Annotated in this window: 11 protein-coding genes; 4 read left to right on the top strand and 7 right to left on the bottom strand. The window is 58.9% G+C overall.

Annotation, left to right across the window (positions count from 1 at the left end; genetic code table 11):
* Positions 1-27: 27 nt before the first annotated feature.
* Genes nudC through LRP59_RS04840 form a run of 3 tightly spaced genes read right to left on the bottom strand, consistent with a single transcriptional unit; the run spans position 28 to position 7,364 of the window.
* On the bottom strand, positions 28-930 hold the full coding sequence (gene nudC / locus LRP59_RS04850) for an NAD(+) diphosphatase (protein WP_002513386.1): 903 nt from the start codon (positions 928-930) through the stop codon (positions 28-30).
* Positions 931-966: 36 nt separating this feature from the next.
* Positions 967-4,182, bottom strand: coding sequence for an ATP-dependent DNA helicase (locus LRP59_RS04845; RefSeq protein ID WP_002513385.1), 3,216 nt, complete (start codon positions 4,180-4,182; stop codon positions 967-969).
* Complete coding sequence (locus tag LRP59_RS04840) at positions 4,179-7,364, bottom strand: ATP-dependent DNA helicase (RefSeq protein WP_002533457.1); 3,186 nt, start codon at positions 7,362-7,364, stop codon at positions 4,179-4,181. The genes LRP59_RS04845 and LRP59_RS04840 overlap by 4 nt, the downstream gene beginning before the upstream one ends.
* A gap of 266 nt (positions 7,365-7,630) precedes the next feature.
* Here LRP59_RS04840 and LRP59_RS04835 point away from each other — a divergent pair, with 266 nt between their 5' ends.
* Both LRP59_RS04835 and LRP59_RS04830 read left to right on the top strand, forming a co-directional pair.
* Positions 7,631-8,488: a PP2C family serine/threonine-protein phosphatase gene (locus LRP59_RS04835; RefSeq protein WP_002513383.1), complete on the top strand. Its 858-nt coding sequence runs from the start codon at positions 7,631-7,633 to the stop codon at positions 8,486-8,488.
* 21 nt (positions 8,489-8,509) lie between these two features.
* Positions 8,510-8,737: a DUF3107 domain-containing protein gene (locus tag LRP59_RS04830; protein WP_002513382.1), complete on the top strand. Its 228-nt coding sequence runs from the start codon at positions 8,510-8,512 to the stop codon at positions 8,735-8,737.
* 40 nt (positions 8,738-8,777) lie between these two features.
* Here LRP59_RS04830 and LRP59_RS04825 read toward each other — a convergent pair whose 3' ends face one another.
* The gene (locus tag LRP59_RS04825; RefSeq protein WP_002521503.1) at positions 8,778-9,344 is read right to left on the bottom strand and encodes a hypothetical protein; all 567 of its coding nucleotides are present in this window, start codon (positions 9,342-9,344) and stop codon (positions 8,778-8,780) included.
* Between the two features lie 330 nt (positions 9,345-9,674).
* Here LRP59_RS04825 and LRP59_RS04820 point away from each other — a divergent pair, with 330 nt between their 5' ends.
* Positions 9,675-11,159 carry a DEAD/DEAH box helicase gene (locus LRP59_RS04820; RefSeq protein WP_002513380.1) on the top strand — a complete coding sequence of 495 codons (1,485 nt, stop codon included), beginning with the start codon at positions 9,675-9,677 and terminating at the stop codon, positions 11,157-11,159.
* Between the two features lie 138 nt (positions 11,160-11,297).
* Positions 11,298-12,809, top strand: coding sequence for an amino acid permease (locus LRP59_RS04815; protein ID WP_002513379.1), 1,512 nt, complete (start codon positions 11,298-11,300; stop codon positions 12,807-12,809).
* A gap of 63 nt (positions 12,810-12,872) precedes the next feature.
* On the opposite strand, the gene trpS is transcribed toward LRP59_RS04815, so the two are convergent.
* The 3 genes from trpS to LRP59_RS04800 form a co-directional block, all read right to left on the bottom strand.
* Positions 12,873-13,964: a tryptophan--tRNA ligase gene (trpS, locus tag LRP59_RS04810; protein WP_002513378.1), complete on the bottom strand. Its 1,092-nt coding sequence runs from the start codon at positions 13,962-13,964 to the stop codon at positions 12,873-12,875.
* A gap of 144 nt (positions 13,965-14,108) precedes the next feature.
* Complete coding sequence (locus tag LRP59_RS04805; RefSeq protein WP_073885314.1) at positions 14,109-14,963, bottom strand: PHP domain-containing protein; 855 nt, start codon at positions 14,961-14,963, stop codon at positions 14,109-14,111.
* 2 nt (positions 14,964-14,965) lie between these two features.
* Complete coding sequence (locus tag LRP59_RS04800) at positions 14,966-19,636, bottom strand: NAD-glutamate dehydrogenase (protein ID WP_102046168.1); 4,671 nt, start codon at positions 19,634-19,636, stop codon at positions 14,966-14,968.
* Positions 19,637-19,714 lie beyond the last annotated feature (78 nt).

Here is a 19,714-nt window from a genome sequence, read left to right as displayed (position 1 = left end):
GACCGGAGTCTCAAGGTCGATGGACTATCACCTCAGTGGGGCCGATAAGTCAAACCCGCTCTCTGGCTCCGGAAGTCGGTGTTCTAGCCACGCGTCAATAAGTGCTCTTGCTATGGACAGAGTCGGTGGCAACTGGAGACGCCCAGCATTAACTTGGTCGGATACTTCTTGACGGCTGAGAAAACTAGCCTCCGCTAGCTCGTCGTGGCCGACATCGATGGTTCCGGTCGCCCGAGCTACGTAGCCGAACATGAGCGATCGGGGGAACGGCCATGCCTGCGACCCTATATAGCAGGCCGAGGTGATCGTCAGAGTTGTTTCCTCGGCAACCTCACGTACCACAGCATGCTCTGCCGGTTCGCCGGCCTCGACGAATCCCGCCAATACCGACCTACGATGCGGTTCCCAGGAACGTTGGCGGGCAAGCGCGATGCGGTCCTCGTCGTCAAGTACTGCGGTAATGATGGCCGGGTCTGTACGCGGGAATACGTAGTGGCCCTGGGGACAGACCCGGGCCGGCCCACCGCTCGTAATGCGGGTGGACTGCCCACACCGTAGGCATAACGGGTTGCTCTCATGCCAAGCCAGCGCTGCCACCGCCGACATGACGAGTTCCCGATCAACCGGGACAAGATCAACCGCGCGCACACTCCGAGCCTCCGGACGTGACTCATTGGTACGACGGGTGAACCAAGGCACCCCGTCGACGACACCAAGCAGTAGATCGTGCTGATCGTCGCGCTCACCCTCAGTGGGAACCGCGACCACTCTGTCTTGAGCCATGACGACCTTGTCGTAGGGATCAATGAGCAACAACTGGGCAGCCGGATCATCCCACCTAGCCCGATTTGCCTTATCATTGTCCCGATCGGCATGGCAGCGGTCTAATAAAGGCCGCCCGACGATGTGGGAATCACTGGTCCTATTCACGCGGCCACTTTATACCCGTTATGAATCATCCGATTATCACGCGTCAGACGCATTCTTCGTCGGTCTGTTCCCGGAAGACGATGTCGTCAAAATAGCTGCTACCTGGTCCGCATCTAAGAGAGGTTCGGCGCTAATAGTCTCATTTGCGCCAACATGATGGAACACCGCCCTCACCCTCGACGGATCAATCCCCCTCGCCTGCGCCCACGCCAACCGGTAGATGGATAGCTGGAGCGGGTCTGCTGAGCGTGGTGGTGAGGTCTTCCAATCAATGACGAGCTCATCTCCGGGGTGATCCGGATCAGCGACGACGGCGTCAAGACGACCACGCACGACCGTCTGACCGATCGTCATAACAAAGGATTTCTCTACTGCCAGTACAGTGGCGCCCGCCCAGCGACTCTCTTCAAAGGCTTGGCAAAGGCTCCGCAGCGCACGGCTCTCGGCACCACTAGGCTCAGCTGCGACAGCCTCCTGTGTAGTGTTCTCCTCGTCAAGCTCCGCAACCTCCTCGGCATCGAACAGCGGGATCGGTTCTGCAGGCGCGAGCCGTTGGCTCACCCACTCATGGAATGCTGTACCAATTCCAGCTCCTCTGTCAGCTGGTCGAGGCATTGGGCGGCGCAAATCGTCCCGGAACGCCTGCGGATTGGCGTGGAGCCTCACGATCTGCGAGGTAGTCAGGCGAGGTGGAAGCGCGACCTCATCCTGCAGATCGATGTGTCGTCTCGCATCTTTGAGCAGAGCATCAGCGTCAGTCCACCACGCCCTCACCCGATCAGCCTGTCCAGGATCATCAACGGATCGGGATGCGTTGTCGATGAGGCCGTGACCCACATCAGCGAACACAGGCCAGGGCGTGCCAGCCTGGATAACGTTGTCAGGACGCTCACCAAAGTCCGGCCACACCGTTCCAAGCATGTCGGCGAGAAGGTCTGCATATCGACCTGGCCCTAAACTACCCTTGCGGCGTGGGCGCCATTGATGCCACGACACCACCAATCGTTCTTTGGCACGGGTAAGGGCCACATAGGCGAGTCGAGCCTCAGCCCACTGTGAATCCTCCTTGAGCGCCGCTACGTACGCTTTAGTATCGACGACACTTCCCGATAGTGGATGGCTAATGTCGCTGGCATCTCCTCTAGCGAAGGAAGGCAGGACAGCAGCCTCCGAGGCGAAGTTGTCTGGAGTCGACGTTGACGGAAATACACCTTGAGCCATGTCGGGGATGATGACTAACGGCCATTCCAGGCCTTTGGCTCCATGAACTGTCGACACTGTTACAGCGTCGCGATCGTCGGTAGCGGCCCGGGGAAGCCCGTCGCCAACATCTTCTTCAGCCGCCAACCAAGTGACGATTCCTGTGATCGTCATAGTGGGATCGCTGCGACGAACCTCACGTATCGCATTCCATAGCGCATCCAGGTGATCTCGCCGTGCTGCACTCCGGTGCGGGTCGTCAGCAGCTATATCGTCGATGAGTCCTGTAATGGCCTCAATGCGCAGAACCAAGTCATCGGGGCTATCCCCCTGGTGCGCGTCAACCTCGACGATCTCGGCACATACCCGTTTCACTGCACACTGCAGTCGTTCATGACCACCGGGTCGCCCTTCCATCACAGCGTCAGAGAGGTGGATCTCGACATCATCGGGGTCTAGCCCATCATCCTTGGCCCGAGCTTTCGCCAGAGCGCGGGCGCGCCGATACACCATCGCCAGATCATCCGTGCTGAGTCCAAGACGTGGTGCGGCAAGTAGAGTCGCCATCGCCGCGTCATCCTGACGATCCACCAATAACCGAAGATGAGCAACCACCATGGCAATGTCCGGGAGTCGAAGCAATCCAGACAAGTTCGCAAATCGCACCGGGACATCACGAGCAGTGAGGGAGTCGTAGAGGTCGGCCACGTCTGAATTACGTCGAACAAGGATTGCGGCATCAGACCAGCGTGCGATGGTGCCACGTTCCTTGGCTTCCACCAAGATATCGGCGCACGCCTGACATTCCTTAACCCAGTCGGGATATGCGGCCACCGTGACCTCGCCACGTCGATTCCCCTCGGGCGCGATAAGCGGCTGTCCGACTGCCACCTCAGCCCGATCGCCAGCGGGGTCATGATCGTCAGACTCCGCCGCTGACGACAGCGTTTGTCGCAACTCTTCTGACGCTACGTTCGCCGCATTGATGATCTGATCGGCGCATCTGCGGTTGGTTGCGAGAGAGAGCACCTGGGCTGGCGTCCCTTCCTTATTCGGGAAGCGCCGGTGAAATTCTAAGATGTTGCTGGCGGCCGCGCCACGCCATTCGTAAATGGCCTGAAGCGGATCGCCGACAGCCATCACTGGGTGGCCCATGCCATGAGCTGAGTCCGGACCCGAAAATAGTGCAGCAAGCACATCAGCCTGGGCCGACGATGTATCTTGATACTCGTCGAGGAGAACAACACGGTATCTGGCCCTCAGCTCCTCCCCCACTCGCGGGTGATGAGTTACTAGATGGAGGGCTTGAACCATACGGTCACCAAACTCGACCAATCCGCGTTCTTTCTTGAGATTCTGATAGGCGGCAACAAGATCAAGGAGTTCTTCGCGTTCATCGACTCGCGAGAGCCATTTATCGATATCAGCGTATCTATCCCCTCCCCTTTTTGTCGGAGCGTCAAGGAGCATCTGGCGCCACCGGGCATCAGCTCTCCTGACCTTGCCCGGACTCGCATCGTGTGAGGCCATGGCTCCAGCCAGTTTCACTACAGCTTGGGCTATGAACGTTGGCCCCATATGGGTAGCGGCCAGCGGAGCCTTGTTAAGTCCCATGATGACCTCCGCCGCGAGCTGGTAAGCCCTGGCAGCAGTTATGAGATGTGCCCCCGTGTTAATACCGTCCCAGGCTCCGTAATCGTTTACCAGTGTCCCCGCAAAACTGTCATAGGTCGCCACTGTCGGACGGGGCTGCTCTGACGTCAACAGGCCCACCCGAGTGAGGTTGGATTCAATGCGCTCGGATAATTCCGCAGTCGCCTTGTTGGTAAATGTCAACCCGAGGATTTCCTCCGGGCTTACCAGTCTGCTGGCAACCAACCACACCACGCGAGCGGCCATCACCGTCGTCTTACCCGTGCCTGCTCCAGCTATCACCGCACAGGGTTTGAGTGGCGCTTGAACTGCTCGCTCCTGCTCGGCGGAAATGGGGATGCCTAGCAGCGCTGCCACGTCGACACCATCAACCGGGGCGTCACCAATCAAGCTCGTCATGGGACATTCCTTCGTCGGTCAGAACCGGCAGTCGCCGGATCCATCGGTACCAGCGCGGGGCATCCTGCCCGAGCGGGACAGTGGCCGCAGCCCCTATTCGCAATTGCGGGATACTCGCCTGATCTAACAATTCTCAATGCCCTATCGACGCTGGCTTCAATCCAGTTGCAACAGCCGTCAACAGCCTCGGCTTCGTCAGGCCAAGGCACATCAACAAGACCATTCTGATAATCGACTTTCGGATTTGCTTGGCCTTTACCTGCGCCAATCCGAAGATGTACTAATTCCGCGCCGCTAACCGACGTCGGACCTATGGCTTCAACTCCCCCAGATGCGACGACAGCTTGGTACACACCAATTTGTAGTCGGTGAGATTGTTTTATCTCATCGCTCTGGCTGGTCCCGGTTTTGAGATCCACCACGTAATACGCACCTTCTGCGTCGCGCTCGAGCCGATCGATGCTGCCCCGCACTCGCGCTGTTCCGGAGGGCACCGTGATCGTGCCATCGACCCGCACCTCAGTTCCGATGAGCTGACGGTTACGTAACTGCAACCACCCGTCAAAGCGCTGTACAGCTGCTTTCGCATCCGCAAGTTCAGCGCTGCGCTGCCATTCTGCCGACAACTCAATTTCAGGCCATGCGGCTTCCAATTCGGCCAGGGCCTTAGGTAGTGACCACTGGTCCATGTTTTCCGCACAGATCCGGTGTACAAGGGAGCCAATACTTGCCCGAAACGCTGATCCGCTGCTGGCACCGGCACGGCGGGTCATAAACCATCGTCTCGGGCAAGTGAGCAATTCCCCGACATGGGACGCGCTGAGCTCTATCTCCCCGTCCATGTCGTCCTGGCGAGGTACCCCTTGGCGCCACCAGGTCGCCGGGTCAGCTTGTGGCACCAATCGCCGTCCGTGATGCTCCTCGTTGCGCAAATCATCAAGTAGTGCCTGAGCCTCAGTTCGAACTCCCGGCGATTCAGACTCATCAGCAATGACTCGACGCAGCTCGCCGACGAGTTCAGTGAGGCTGGCAAAACTGAGCGAATCCGCATTGTCCTCGATGTGAGGAAGTCCGGCGACCAGCCCCGATGGGCGTTTCCCCTCCTCAGCAGAGTCGACCGAACACAACAGGAGCTGGTGACGCGCCCGTGAAGATGCCACGAGTAATAGCCTCGTTTCAGCCCGAAGGTTTTCTGACCATCCAGGCGCTGCTACGAGGCCGTCGGGAGACCAGCGGTCTGCGCGAACAAGGGACCCTGTGTGGTTACCAGCAGGCCAATTACCTTCTTCGAGACCACACACGGCGACGACGTCGAATTCGCGACCTTTAATGCGGTGGGCCGTCACAACGCTCACCCCATCACGGTCCTCATCGGATTCACGTGCTCGGTCAGCTGGGATCTGTTCCTGCCGCACTACTTCGATGAGACGCTGACCTCCTGCAATTCCCGCCATCGTTTGAGCACTCTCGGCCATGTCAAAAAGAGAGCACAAACCATCCAGATCACGGTTAGCAGTCGAATCTCCTGCCACGGCTCGCCTACGCAACGACGACGCCCACGAACTACCCTGCCATAAGGCCCACAACGCTTCATGACAAGTGGCACCAGAGCGCAAGAGATCCGCAGCACGTTGCACCCGCTGAGTCATCACGGCTAGCGGCTGAGCGAGAGCCCGTAAGCTTGGAGGCACTGAGTACACTTCGCATGCGGTGTCGAGTTCTGCCGTAATGGCATCCCCGGATCGACTAGCGTCGTCAGTTCGCTCGGACTTCCCAGCCGCCGTGACCGTCGGATCAGCACCGAGCTCCTTTAGCAGCGCCCAGTCGACATCGACGCCGCGCACCAGCCGACACCAGGTTTCTAACCGATGAATAACACTGCGATCGATCCCAGCTAGCGGATTCGACAGCAGTGTTGCAACGTCTCGAGCACTGGGCTGTGCCCCCGATGCCAGAGCCACTGCCATCTCCAACGCATTCAAGATATGCGTGACGGCGTAGATATCCGACAGCGCGTGTTCATCACGCGACCTCAGAACCGGAATACCCTCGGCGGCAAGTATCGTCGCAATCACGTCCAGCTCACCGCCGTGGCGTGTAACCACTGCCATACTCCGCCACGCCACACCATCAGCGACGCGGGCATGACGAAGTGTGCCGGCAATCTTTCTCACCAACCGCGTGATGCTAGGGGCTCGCAGCGCGGCTACCGTTCCTGCCTCAGTGGAGGTGCTGTGATTAGCATGGCGACGTAGCCGACTCGATGAGGGCACCACAGGCATCCCAGTTCGCAAGCTCTCGACAACCTCAGCGATGTGCTGACTGTTGCGATAATTCGTTGTCAGGTGGTGGACCGACACGTCAGGGAACTCGTCAATAACCTCGTCAAGCCGTTCCGCCACTGCGCCGCGGAACCCATAGATCGTCTGGTCGGGATCCGCAGTCAACACACAGGGGACGTGGCATCGCGCGATCTGAGCGAGGAGACGAACTTGGGACGGGTCGCATTCCGTCAGGTCGTCACAGATCAGAAGTTTGATCCGTGATCGCACCTCCACATCAGCTCCTGGCCGAGTTAACGCAATCCGAGCCCGATGAACAGCCTCGGCATAATCGAGTGACCCCTCCAAATCGAGAACATCCAAATAGTCGGCCAGGAAAGGCCCCAACATGCGCCATTCGGGCACCCCCGATGCGGTTCCTGCCTCTGTCAAATCCTGCGGATCACATCCTTCCTGCCGCAGACGCGCCGCCATCACCCGGACATCAGAGGCAAACTGAGCCGTACCGGCACAAGTACGTAACTCCTCCGGCCAGTCAGATATGTCTCGCGCCGCGAGCAATTCTCTCATCCGAAACTCCTGTTCCGGTGCCGTGAGCAACCGCTTCGACGGGGAAGCGACGATACGACGAGCGAGAGCGTGGACCGTCATAACCTGAGGGTCTAGGTGAGCACCTCCGAGTCGACGAACAAGCGCTGTACGTAACGCCTGAGCCGACGGTCTGGTCTGTGCCAACACCAAAACTTCAGACAACCGCCCCCCAGAGGCAACGTGCCGCGCCGCAATGTCGAGGCATAGGCTCGTCCGCCCCGTACCCGGCCCGCCCATGACGAGAACCGTACTGGCGTCATCGGCAAGCACTCGAGCCTGGAGGCCATCCCAACCATGCATGACACACATGCCACCACATGCCTCCGACAGGGGTAACGAAGCCCGATGCCGATGACACAGAACAGCGTCGTCAGGAGTCATTTCCTAGCCGCAGCTGCCTGCGATATGAAAAAGTGGAGTTGTTGCCTCATACGGATGAGGCACATCCGCGCGCCGAATAGCTCACTATGGACGTGCCGGTAGATGTCCATCCACCACTGGCACACGACCAAAGTGAGCACGATTCGTGACCCCAGGGTCCACGCGGAAAACACCCGCTCAGCCTGAGGACTTTCATGAACAAGTCGGACCAGTCCTACACCGTGACACCCGATACCGCCGCCACCTTACGAGTGGACCTCACTGACGCAGCTGCAGCGCGTGGAGATGTCGCGTGTGCGTCGCATATTGGGCTGCGTCACGAGACCAATCAGGATGCCGCAGCGCTCGGTATCGACGGGTCAGGACATCACATTGTCCTTGTCGTCGCTGATGGCGTGTCCTCGACTGAGGGAGCCGAGGAATGCGCCAGGGTCGCCTCCCACACTGCGCGTGACTACCTCACGGCAACAATGGACCAGGGCCTGCCGATCAACGATGACGACACCGTCACCTTGTTCGAACGCACCTTTCAGAAAACCCATGAGGCGGTAGTCAGTGGATCGGGTCCGATCGGTGCGTGCACACTCGCTGTAGCAGTTGCTACCCACGATCGCATTGTCGTCGGCAATATTGGCGACACTCGTACATACTGGTTCCCTGATGACGGCGACCCCGTTCGCCTCTCGATTGATGACTCGATGGCCCAGGCCCAAATGGACCTGGGATTGTCTCGGGAAGAGGCCGAGAGGGGGATGGGTGCTCATGCCATCACAAAATGGATCGGCGCATCGGCTACCGACGTTGCGCCTCGTGTCATGGCCTATCAACCTCAGCAATCTGGATGGCTATTGGTGTGCAGCGACGGATTGTGGAACCACGTACCGGATGCCGGCGATTTGGCCCGGCTTATGGCCGACCTCGTCAGCAAAGCGCACACTGATGATCACGGCCACGCTTCTCCGGCAGGCGTAGCCAACGGACTTATCGCCCACGCCAATAATTGCGGCGGTCATGACAACATTACGGTAGCTCTGTGGCGCCGGGATTCTTGATCCGACGGTAGGTTGGTACTCATGGAGATTAAGATCGGCATCGTCAACGCCGCACGCGAAGTCAGTATCGATGCTCAGGAGAGCGTCGAGACCATCGAACAGCAACTCAGGGAGAGCCTGGCTCAGCCGAACGCCATCCTCACTCTGACTGATGCCAAAGGCCGCAAGGTCCTCATTCCGGCTCGTGGAATTGCCTACCTCGACTTGGGCCAGCCCAATAGCCGTCAAGTGGGGTTCGGAACCCTCTGACCTAGGTCACGACGAAGCTGTGGGAGCTCTCGGAGCGTCCTTAGGGCTCCAAGCCAAGTTCAATCATGCGCTGATCGTGGGCGCCAAGTACGCCGGCCATCACTTCATTGATGAGATCAAGATCATCGAATTCACCGCCGCCAGCCTGAGTCAGTGCAGAGGTGAGGCTCTGATGTCGAGCAAAGAGTCGTTGGGCCACTGACAACACCTCACCTACAAGCCGCCGAGCAAAAAGAGAGTCACCAGACTTGTCTTGATGCGCTGCGAGGACATGGTGCATCGCGGCGTCCCACCTCACCCGGTTTCCAGTACTTCGTCCCAACCACGGGCCAAAGGACCCACCTCTAGGACGAAGCTGGGGCTCGAGATTTGGCTCAACTCGATCCAGGAAGTCGGAAATAAGGTTTACCACGATGTGGTCGCGCAACAGGACCTGCGACCAGTCCTGGGCGGGAACGTATTCCTCCACCGAGCCGATGAGAGGCTCGACCTCAGCGAGGGTTTCGCGGTCTGTGAGCCGCGTCCTAACCTCTGCCAGAATGCGCTGGATCTCGGCGCTGCGATCAACGATGAGGAACCGTTCCGCAAGCCCGGGAACTAACGCCATGCCGGAAACTATCGCCGAGAATCCATGCAGGGCGCAAGACGCCGAGACAGACCAAAAAATCGTCGCAACGGCGGTGTGACTGGGGTTCGTGTCGTCGACGCTCACCCCATCAGGTTAGAAGGTTGATGGCATGAGAGGTAAAGTGATTGATGGTGTGTCGAACGCGTATCTTCGCTGGTCCACACCAGACGTGGCATTAAACGACGTCACAAGAACGACACCGGGCCTTGAGGGCCCACGCACGAAGAGGCCAAGACACTGACCGAGACTACTGTTTCCGTTCCCACCTCCTTCGCCGACCTCGGCGTCCGAGAAGATATCTGCCAGGCGTTGGAAGGGGTGGGAATTGTCTCCCCGTTCCCGATCCAGGCCATGTCGATCCCGATTGCCGTCGAGGGCACGGATCTCATTGGGCAGGCGCGTACTGGCACTGGCAAAACACTCGCCTTCGGCATCACCATCTTGCTGCGCATCACCCTGCCCGGTGACGAAGGTTGGGAAGAACTCACCACCAAAGGCAAGCCCCAAGCACTCGTGATGTGCCCTACCCGGGAGCTGGCTCTCCAAGTGTCTAAAGACATCTCCACTGCCGCTTCTGTCCGCGGCGCACGTGTCCTTACCGTCTACGGTGGGGTTGGTTATGAGTCGCAGATTGACGCACTTAAAGCGGGGGTCGATGTTGTCGTCGGTACTCCTGGACGCCTTCTTGACCTATCCCAGCGCAAGGACCTCGATCTGTCCCATGTGCGCATAGTCGTCCTTGACGAGGCCGACGAGATGCTTGATCTCGGCTTCTTGCCTGACGTCGAGAATCTCATCGGACGCACTCCGGCCTCTCGCCAGACGATGCTGTTTTCGGCCACTATGCCGGCCCCGATTATGGCCCTAGCCCGGTCCCAACTACATCGTCCGGTGCACGTCCGCGCCGAAGGAGCCGACACCCAGGCCACGGTCCCCGACACCCAGCAGTTTGTATACCAGGCCCATCCCCTCGACAAGATTGAGATCATTGGACGCATTCTGCAGGCCAACGACGTCGAGAAGGTCATCATCTTCTGCCGCACCAAGCGTGCATGCCAGCGGCTTTCTGACGACCTCGACGACCGCGGTTTCAAAACCCGCGCCATCCACGGTGATCTCACGCAGGTCGCGCGCGAAAAAGCGCTCAAGAAATTCCGTCATGGCGATGCGACCATCCTGGTGGCGACCGATGTCGCTGCCCGTGGCATTGACGTCACCGGGGTGTCCCACGTCATCAACCATGAATGTCCCGAAGACGAGAAAACATACGTCCACCGCATTGGTCGCACCGGCCGCGCGGGTGCCAAGGGCGTCGCCGTCACCCTCGTAGATTGGGCTGACGTCACCCGCTGGAAGCTCATCAACAAGGCCCTCAACCTCGAGCTGTCCGAGCCGGTCGAAACTTATTCCACCTCCCCCCACCTCTACACCGATCTCGACATACCCGAGGACGCTCAGGGCCAGATCATCGACCTTGAGAAGGCCGCTTCCGAGAAGAAACGGCGACAGCATCGCCACGGCCATGATGGCTCCCACCATGAGAAGGCCACACGGCGGCGCTCTCGTGATGCTTCCAAGGATGGAGATAAAGCGCGGCGAAAGCGCATTCGTCGCCGCAACGGCAAAGTGGTCAGGGGCTCCTCACTCAACCCCGCACCTCACCAGAAAGCAGACCAGAACCGACACGCAGCAAACAGCCACCATCACGATATAGTCGCCGGCCCGCGCGAGGCGCGGCCGAGACACCGACGCGCCCGGAATGCCCTGCACAACCGACCATCAAACAGGCTGTAACGATCACGTCTGATCCACAATTCGTGCGGCCAGACGCCCACGGAGTGACCGCATCACCCCCTACACTGAACAAAATGCGCGGCGTTTCCGGTTCACCGGAACCCCACGTGCAGCTTAATCAGTCGTACTGGAAGGTCGATGATGACCCATACAACCCAGCGATCACACGAGGACAATCCGCAAGGCCCCAAGGTCAGCGTGACCCGTGACGATCCCCGAGCCGCCACAATTGAAGAGATCCAACCGATCGTCGATCGCGGCGACCAAGGTTATGCCGAGACCCTGACCAATCGCCAGGTCCAGATGATGGCGATTGGCGGGGCGATCGGGGTCGGTCTCTTTCTTGGAGCAGGGAGCCGCCTGCGCAGTGCCGGACCAGCGGTCCTCATCTCCTACGCGTTCTGCGCAGTGATCGCCTTCCTCGTCATGCGAGCGCTCGGCGAGTTGGTCATTCACCGCCCCTCTAGCGGTTCTTTTGTGTCCTATGCCCGGGAACTTCTCGGCGATCGCTGGGCCTATGCCGTTGGCTGGATGTACATGCTGAACTGGATGACATCAGGCATCGCTGAGTTGACTGCCATCGGTACCTATCTGCAATTCTGGTGGCCCAGCCTGCCGATGTGGGTACCCTCACTTGTCGCCTTGATGATCCTCGTGTCGGTCAATCTCATCAGTGTTAAGGCCTTCGGAGAATTCGAGTTCTGGGCAGCGTTGCTCAAGGTTGTGGCTTTGACAGCGTTCATCATCGTGGCCATCGGCCTAGTGGCCTCCCACGTCAACGTCGGTGGACACCGCGCAGCGGTGTCGAACCTATGGAGATTCGACGGCGGATTCGCCCCACAGGGGGTTCTGCCCCTCATCCTGGTCATCCAAGGTGTCATCTTCGCCTATGCCACCATCGAGTTAGTGGGCACCGCCTCCGGGGAGACGCAGAATCCCCGCAAAGTTATCCCCAAAGCCGTCCATGCGGTTGTCTTCCGGCTCGTTGTGTTCTACCTAGGGTCCTTGGCCTTGCTGGCCATGTTGCTGCCGTATAAGGAATACTCCGCCGATGAATCGCCCTTCGTTACGGCATTCTCGGCCATGGGAGTGGGATGGATAGGCGACGCCATGAATATCGTCGTCATCACCGCTGCGTTCTCCTCGGTGAACTCCGGGTTGTATGCGACGGGTCGAGTCCTCAAATCGCTGGCGGCCGCAGGAGAAGCTCCAAAATTCGCGGGTACTCTTAACCGATTCAAGACACCCGCCGGTGGCATCCTCATGACCGCCAGCGTTTTCCTACTGGGGGTCGGACTCGAATACGTCGTTCCCGAGCGTGCCTTCGAGATATCCATTAACACGGCTGCGGTCGGTGTTATCTGGACATGGGCGACGATCTTCTGGTGCCAGTTGGTGTTGCGCCGACGAGTGAATGAGGGTCGGATCACAGATTCCGGTTTCCATATGCCGGGTTACCCAATTACGGGTATCTTCGGAATTGTCAGCTTGGCCGGGGTGACGGCCCTCATGGTGCTCGATCCCCAGAATCGAATCGTGCTGGCTGCAGCCCTGGTGTACATCGCCGTTATGCTCGTCGCCTGGCCAGCCGTTAAACGCAACAAGGCGCGCCATCCCGAGCTCAACGCCCAGGAAGACATCACTTTTTGACGAGGCCCCGCACCATGAGGCTACTGGCACACTGGTGCGCGATAAGACTACGAAACAACTCCCTCAGTACACCATTTTCATAGCTTCGCGCACCTCCGCCAACGTCTGGTCTGCTACCGCAGCGGCCTTCGCGTTGCCATCACGAAGAACCTCACGAAGGTGATCCTCATCAGCTGCCAGTTCGGCACGACGCTCTCGAATGGGGGCGAAATAGTCGTTGAGGGAAGCAGTGAGACGTTTCTTGAGAGTGCCAGAGCCACCATCACCAATTTCCTCAGCGATGGTAGCCGGATCATCGTGTTCGCACAGGGCGGTGAGCAGCAGCAGGTTGGAGACCTCCGGGCGGTTCTCCGGATCCCACGTGATGTGACGGTCAGCGTCGGTCTTGGCCTTCTTGATGAGCTTTGCAGTCTGGTCTGCGGTCATACCGAGCTCGATGGCGTTACCCTTCGACTTGCTCATCTTGGTGCCGTCCAAGCCGAGAACGTGCGGAGTCGCCGACAACAATGCTTCAGGCTCGGGAAAGACGGGCTTGGAGGCCTCGGCGCGCCCGTACCGCTCGTCGAAACGACGCGCGATGACACGGGTCTGCTCGATGTGAGGAAGCTGATCACGCCCGACGGGAACAAGGTTCGCCTTACAGAAGAGGATGTCAGCGGCCTGATGTACCGGGAAGGTGAGCATGAGACCGGACATCGGACGCTCTGACGTAGCCAACTCGTCCTTGACAGTCGGATTGCGACGCAGCTCAGCGTCAGTCACCAAAGACAAAAAGGGCAACAGCAGCTGATTGAGAGCTGGCAGCGCTGAGTGGGTGAAAATCGTGGTAAGCGTTGGGTCAATGCCGATTGCCAGGTAATCGGCGACATTCGACATAACATTGGCCTGCAGGTCACCGACCCCATCGCGGTCATAGATAACCTGGTAGTCAGCGACGACAAGGAAAGACTCAATGCCCTTGTTCTGCAGGCGTACCCGATTCGCCAGCGACCCGAAGTAGTGACCGATATGCAGGCTGCCAGTAGGACGGTCCCCGGTAAGAATGCGCCACTTGTCAGGATGGACCGCCAAATCAGCCTCGACCTTGTCACTGCGAGCCTGGGAACGCGCCAAAGTGGCGGCGTTCGAGCCAATCCCGGGGGCGTCGCTGGTCATCGTTGTTAATCCTTCCTCGCCGCTCCCGGCGACGAGGAGACGCGCCAGGCAAGGCGGCCATCACATTGTCAGTGCCGCACGCAACGACGCCACCACGAGGTGGCAATCGCAGGTGCACTCGTCATGGTGGTCACTGTAGCAGTCTCACCGGACGCGAAGGACTCCACCGCGCAGCTGAATCCTCGTCACCAGCTCTCGATACGCAGTCTCACGGGTCACATTGCACCCCAACTCGTGATCCCTTTTACCGGACCCGTGATAATCACTTGCGCCAGTCCGGACCAATCCGAGCCTTCCGCCTAAGTCGAAGAGCATCCGACGGGCGACCTGGTCATGATCTTGATGCTCGACCTCAATCCCGTCCAACTGGTGGTACGCCGACAGGGACGCGATCACCTGCGGGGTGAGATCCTGCTGCGCTCCTCTTCCCCACGGATGAGCTAGCACAGCAACACCACCGGCATTGTGGATGAGGTCAATGCCTTCCTCTAGTGCCACGCTGCGCCTTGGCACATAGGCCGGTTTTCCGTCTGACAACCAGTCGCGGAAGGCTTCATCACGGTCCTCGACATATCCCTTAGCCACCATTGCATCCGCGACATGAGGGCGACCCAGGCTGGAAGCAGACCCGGAGGTCCGGTGCACATCGTCAATTGTTACCGTCATCCCGGCGTCAGACAGCCGTTGACAGATAGCGTCTAGACGTCCTGCTCGCGATGCTCGGGTGGCCTGCAATTCCCTACCTAATACCGGATCGTCGGGACGGGCACCATAACCGAGCAGATGCACGTCTCGGCCGCCGATATGACATGTCATCTCGAAGCCGGGCAGCAGCCGGACACCAAAACGTTGTCCGGCTGCCTGGGCCTCCTCCAGCCCATCAAAGGTGTCATGATCAGTCAGGGCGACAACGTCCAAACCACTCCCGGCAGCTTTCATCATGAGGCGGGTCGGTGAGTCTGTTCCGTCTGAGATCGTGGAGTGGGTGTGAAGATCAATTCTCACAATGTGACCTCCTGGCCCACGGCGGACCGTAGATCACTGACCATCACGACGCAGTGCGCTAGATCCGGATTTGCCGCTATCGACTTCACAATACGACCACCGTCTGCCAGAACATTGTCTGTTCCAATCACAAGGGCGCGTCGGGTCGCGTCCGACATCACTCGCAACAGATCTTCTCGCAAACTCGCCCGCACTCTGGCATCCGTCGGACGATCCTGCGGAAGCTGCTCGACGAGCCTGGTGAGGCGAATCATGTCGACACGGCGAGCCAGCGTCAGATAAGCATCCGCAACCTCGTCAAGAGGGTGGCCCTCTTCCGAAATCTCTACGATGCTGAGGAGTACTGGACTCCAGTCATAAGCGGCAACAACTGCGGCGTCAGAACGATCAAGCCCAAGCTCGGTGACCTCGTCGACCTTCTCCTGCCAGGCATCAGCACTGTCGCCAAGCAGCCGCTCAGACAACTTCTCAACAAGCGTAGCTACACCAGGCCGGTAGGTCTCGATAGTGCCAGCGATGTCGTCGGCGCCACCATGGTTGAGGAACCATCGGGTGGCATGCATGGCAAGGTCTGTCAATGCGAGTCGAATCTTGGCGGTACGGACGGCATCCAACCCGAGGTGGGTAAGATCCGTTTCGACTCGCCCTAGTCCGAACACCGAGCGTGCTGCTAGCTGGCATCGGATGACCTGGGCAATGTCTGCCCCCGTCTGTAGGTGCAACCGGTAATAGGCCGTAATACCCTGCGAATCTACGAAACGGTTCACAGCCTCGGTCGTGATGATCTCACGGTGCAGCCGATGTGTCGGCATCCGCTCAGCGAACCTCTCCCTCAAAAGTGGCGGGAAGTAGCCCACCAAGCGGTCCGCAACGAAAGGATCCTCCGGCAAGTCTGTCGCCAGCACGGCATCACACAGGGCGATCTTCGTCCAAGCCAGCAGAGTGCACAGCTCCGGACTAGCGAGTCTCTCCCCTGCGGCCATTCTCCGGTTCATTTCAGTGGTCGACGGCATGGTATCGACAGCGCGATCGAGATGACCCGACTCTTCCAACTCGCACATCCACGCTTCTAACACTCCCGCAGTCGGGCCATCTGAGCTCAATGCGTTAGCTAAGGCCAAGTTTTGTGAATGGTTGTGGCGCAACACGAGGGAAGCAACATCATCCGCCATGGTCGGCAGCAATTTATCGCGTTCTTGTTCGCTGATTCGGCCTGCCGCAACCTCAGCGTCCAGGAGGATCTTGATGTTGACCTCGTGGTCCGAGGTATCGACTCCTGCTGAGTTGTCGATGAAGTCGGTGTTAATGCGGCCACCATTGCGGGCATACTCGATACGGCCAGCCTGGGTCCAACCTAGGTTTCCACCTTCACCGGCAGCCTTCGCACGAACCTCCTTGGCGGTGACACGCACAGGATCGTTAGCACGATCGCCTACCTGGGCATCAGTTTCACTGGTAGCGCGCACATAGGTGCCAATGCCGCCATTCCATAACAGATCGACGGGGGCTCGCAGGATCGCGGAGATGAGGTCATCGGGCGTCATCCGGTTCACCGAAGCGTCAATTCCTAAAGCCTCGTGCATATGCGGGCTCACTGGGATCGACTTCAAGGTGCGATCCCAGACGCCACCACCCTCAGAGATAAGGGAAGAGTCGTAGTCGCTCCAACTCGAGCGAGAAAGGTTAAAGAGACGGCGACGCTCTTGCCACGTTGTCTCAGGATCTGGGTTCGGATCGACGAAAACATGGCGGTGGTTGAAAGCAGCAACCAATTTGATGTGCCTGCTCAACAGCATGCCATTACCGAAGACATCGCCCGACATATCGCCGATGCCAACGCACGTGAAATCCTCGGTAGCCTGGTCGATCCCTAGATCCGCAAGGTGCCTAGTGACTGATTCCCACGCGCCACGGGCCGTGATACCCATCGCCTTGTGGTCGTAGCCATGCGAACCGCCAGAGGCGAAAGCGTCACCAAGCCAGAAGTGGTGTTCGGCAGCGATGGCATTTGCGGTATCAGAGAAAGTTGCTGTGCCTTTGTCGGCCGCAACAACAAGGTACGGGTCATCGCCGTCGTGACGAACCACGTCCTCAGGGGCGACGACCTTACCCTCAACAACGTTATCTGTCAGCGACAGCAACGAAGACACGAAAATGCGGTAGCACTCCTTACCTTCTGCAGCCCATTCCGCGCGATTGGTCGTTGAATCGGGTAGATGAGCAGGCACAAATCCGCCCTTGGCACCGGCCGGAACGATAACCGAATTCTTGACCATCTGCGCCTTGACCAAGCCGAGTACTTCGGTGCGAAAATCCTCGGGGCGATCGGACCATCGCAGGCCACCTCGCGCCACGGCACCAAACCTCAGGTGGGTTCCGGACACTCGTGGCGAGTTGACGAAAATCTCAAACTTGGGCCGCGGGGCCGGGGCAAAGCCGAGATCGGTAGGACGGACCTTGAAGGCCAACGCCCGTCGACCGCTCTGCCACCAGTTCGTACGGATCATAGCCCTGATGACGGCATGCATCATGCGTAAGATGCGGTCGTGGTCAAGCGAAGCCACTTCCTCAAGGTCAGTGAGGAAGGACTCGGACAGTTCTTCGACCTTAGCCAAACGCTGCGGACCGGCGTCAACTCCATCATCAAAAGCAGTGGGATCGAACTTCGCCTCAACGATCCCCACTAGGTCCCTTGCCAGGTTCGGGTTAGCCCGCAAAGCCCGCGCCATGTACGTCTGTGAGAAAGGGCTACCGAGCTGTCGTAAGTACCGAGCGATACAGCGCAGCATCGCTACTTGGGACCACGACAGTCCAGCTTCAGTCACCAATCCGGAGAAGGTGTCAGACTCGCACTCCCCCTTCCACGACGCTGCAAACGCCTCGGTGAAACGACGTCGTCCAGCGACCTTCCATAGCTCACCAGAAGTTTGCAGACCAAGGTCGAACAGCCACACTTCTCGCCCGCGCAATATGATGCGATGTGGATGCTCGTCAATAATCTGAACACCCAGGCTCGACAGGTGTGGCATCACCTGAGAAAGTGTCATCGGAGCCCGTTGGTTGAAGATCTTTAGTCGCAAATCAGACGGATCAGCTGGGTCATCGGGGCGATACATCACTAGTCCCAGATCATCCTCAGCCAGGCTGTTGAGGAGCTCCAGATCCAAAATGCCCTGCTTGGCGGTGAACTCTTGCTTGTATTCGGGGCCGAAATCGACTCCTCGTCGGTTGCTAGGAATGGCACTGGCCAAGGTGATGAACTCGTCATCCCAGTTCGAGGTGGCATCTGCAAGTTCAGCCTGCAATTTCTCGTCGTCGATCGGTGGTAGCACCTGTCCATCAGCAACCTTGGCTGTCACTGTGATCCGTACCAGCGAGGACTCCCCCATCATGGTGGTCGAGTCAACTTCCACCGCGCCAGTGCGTTTAGCCACAATTCCCTCAACGACGCCGACAGTGCTGGCGTCGAAACGATCTGCCGGAACAAAGACAAGAAGGTGGAAAAAACGACCCCATGGACCCCGACGCACCAGGGCACGCAAGCGCTGCTTCTCACGCAGATCGACAATGGCCATAATAAGCGGCACGAGTTCCTCGGCAGACGCCTCAAAGAAGTCATCACGCGGGAACTCAGCAATCGTGCGAACAACCGCCTTTCCGCTATGAGAGTTAGCGCGATAGCCAGACAGCGCGAGGATACGAGACGCCTTAGCCCTCAAGACTGGAATATGGGCCACAGACTCCGTGTACGCCGCGGACCCCAGCAGGCCAAGGAACCGGTGCTCAGCAACGACGGCGCCATGCTCGTCACGAATCCTTACCCCGATGTAATCGCGGTAACCATTGCGTTGTACTGCCGAGCGCACCGAATCCTTGGTGACGATAACGGTCGCCTTATCGTCATTATGCGGAACGGCGTCAAATCGCGGCCCCTCTTCAGCGATACCAAGATGGGTACCTGCAACCCGAGTCATCGTCTCGCCATCAACCGCGAATTCCTGGTAGGAGAGGTACATGAAGTGATCATCAGCCAGCCACTCGAGTAACTCACGACTCGAATCGCGATCATCGGCTGGTCCTGAGGAAGCGCTGACGAGCTCAGCGGTGCGCAGCATTGCTTCATGCATTGCCCCCCAGTCATCGGTGGCACAAACAACCTGATCGAGGCACGCACACAGATCGTCACGAAGTTGCTCGGCTGCCTGTCCGATATCGGTACCAAGCGGGGCCGTCACATCAATGTGGATCCACGACTCCGAGGCACAACCTCCCCGACCGGGCGTTCCGACCGCCTCAATCGTGCCGCGGTCGCGTTTCACACCGATGATCGGATGCCGGACGTCCTCGACCCTCCACCCGTGCCTCAGCAAGCAGGACACCACAGTGTCGACAAGGAAAGGACGGTCACCCGTCACGACCTGAACAGAATTTATCTGCCCGTCTGACCACGGCGGATCGACGATGACGTCAACGCGAACCGGCCCAGGTCGCAGTGCGAGCTGCGCCTGGTGTTCCATCGCTTGACGAATCGCATCGTCACGGTAATGATCTCCGGTGGCATGCTGTTCTTGCACAGCTGCCACGAGAGCCGGGATGACTTCATCCATCTCTGACACGATCAGGTCACCTTCGTCATGGTCACGGGGCCACCTCCACGTGGTCCTCATCGAGAACTCTACAAGGGTCAATGCCTTGGCCTGAACCACCACGCACAGGCATAGTGTGAGATGTGCCGTAACCGTCCG

The organism is Cutibacterium sp. 37298 (assembly GCF_023838685.1).
Taxonomy (GTDB): Bacteria; Actinomycetota; Actinomycetes; order Propionibacteriales; family Propionibacteriaceae; genus Cutibacterium; species Cutibacterium acnes.
Note: the sequence above shows the minus strand (reverse complement) of the source record. Positions and strands in the feature narration are given on the sequence as shown.

Excerpts from the sequence above, each read along its gene's own strand:
- LRP59_RS04815 (WP_002513379.1), top strand. The coding sequence starts at position 11,298 with ATGATGACCCATACAACCCAGCGATCACACGAGGACAATCCGCAAGGC.
- LRP59_RS04845 (WP_002513385.1), bottom strand. The coding sequence starts at position 4,182 with ATGACGAGCTTGATTGGTGACGCCCCGGTTGATGGTGTCGACGTGGCA.
- LRP59_RS04825 (WP_002521503.1), bottom strand. The coding sequence starts at position 9,344 with ATGGCGTTAGTTCCCGGGCTTGCGGAACGGTTCCTCATCGTTGATCGC.
- LRP59_RS04835 (WP_002513383.1), top strand. The coding sequence starts at position 7,631 with ATGAACAAGTCGGACCAGTCCTACACCGTGACACCCGATACCGCCGCC.
- LRP59_RS04840 (WP_002533457.1), bottom strand. The coding sequence starts at position 7,364 with ATGTGTGTCATGCATGGTTGGGATGGCCTCCAGGCTCGAGTGCTTGCC.
- trpS (WP_002513378.1), bottom strand. The coding sequence starts at position 13,964 with ATGACCAGCGACGCCCCCGGGATTGGCTCGAACGCCGCCACTTTGGCG.
- LRP59_RS04800 (WP_102046168.1), bottom strand. The coding sequence starts at position 19,636 with ATGAGGACCACGTGGAGGTGGCCCCGTGACCATGACGAAGGTGACCTG.
- LRP59_RS04830 (WP_002513382.1), top strand. The coding sequence starts at position 8,510 with ATGGAGATTAAGATCGGCATCGTCAACGCCGCACGCGAAGTCAGTATC.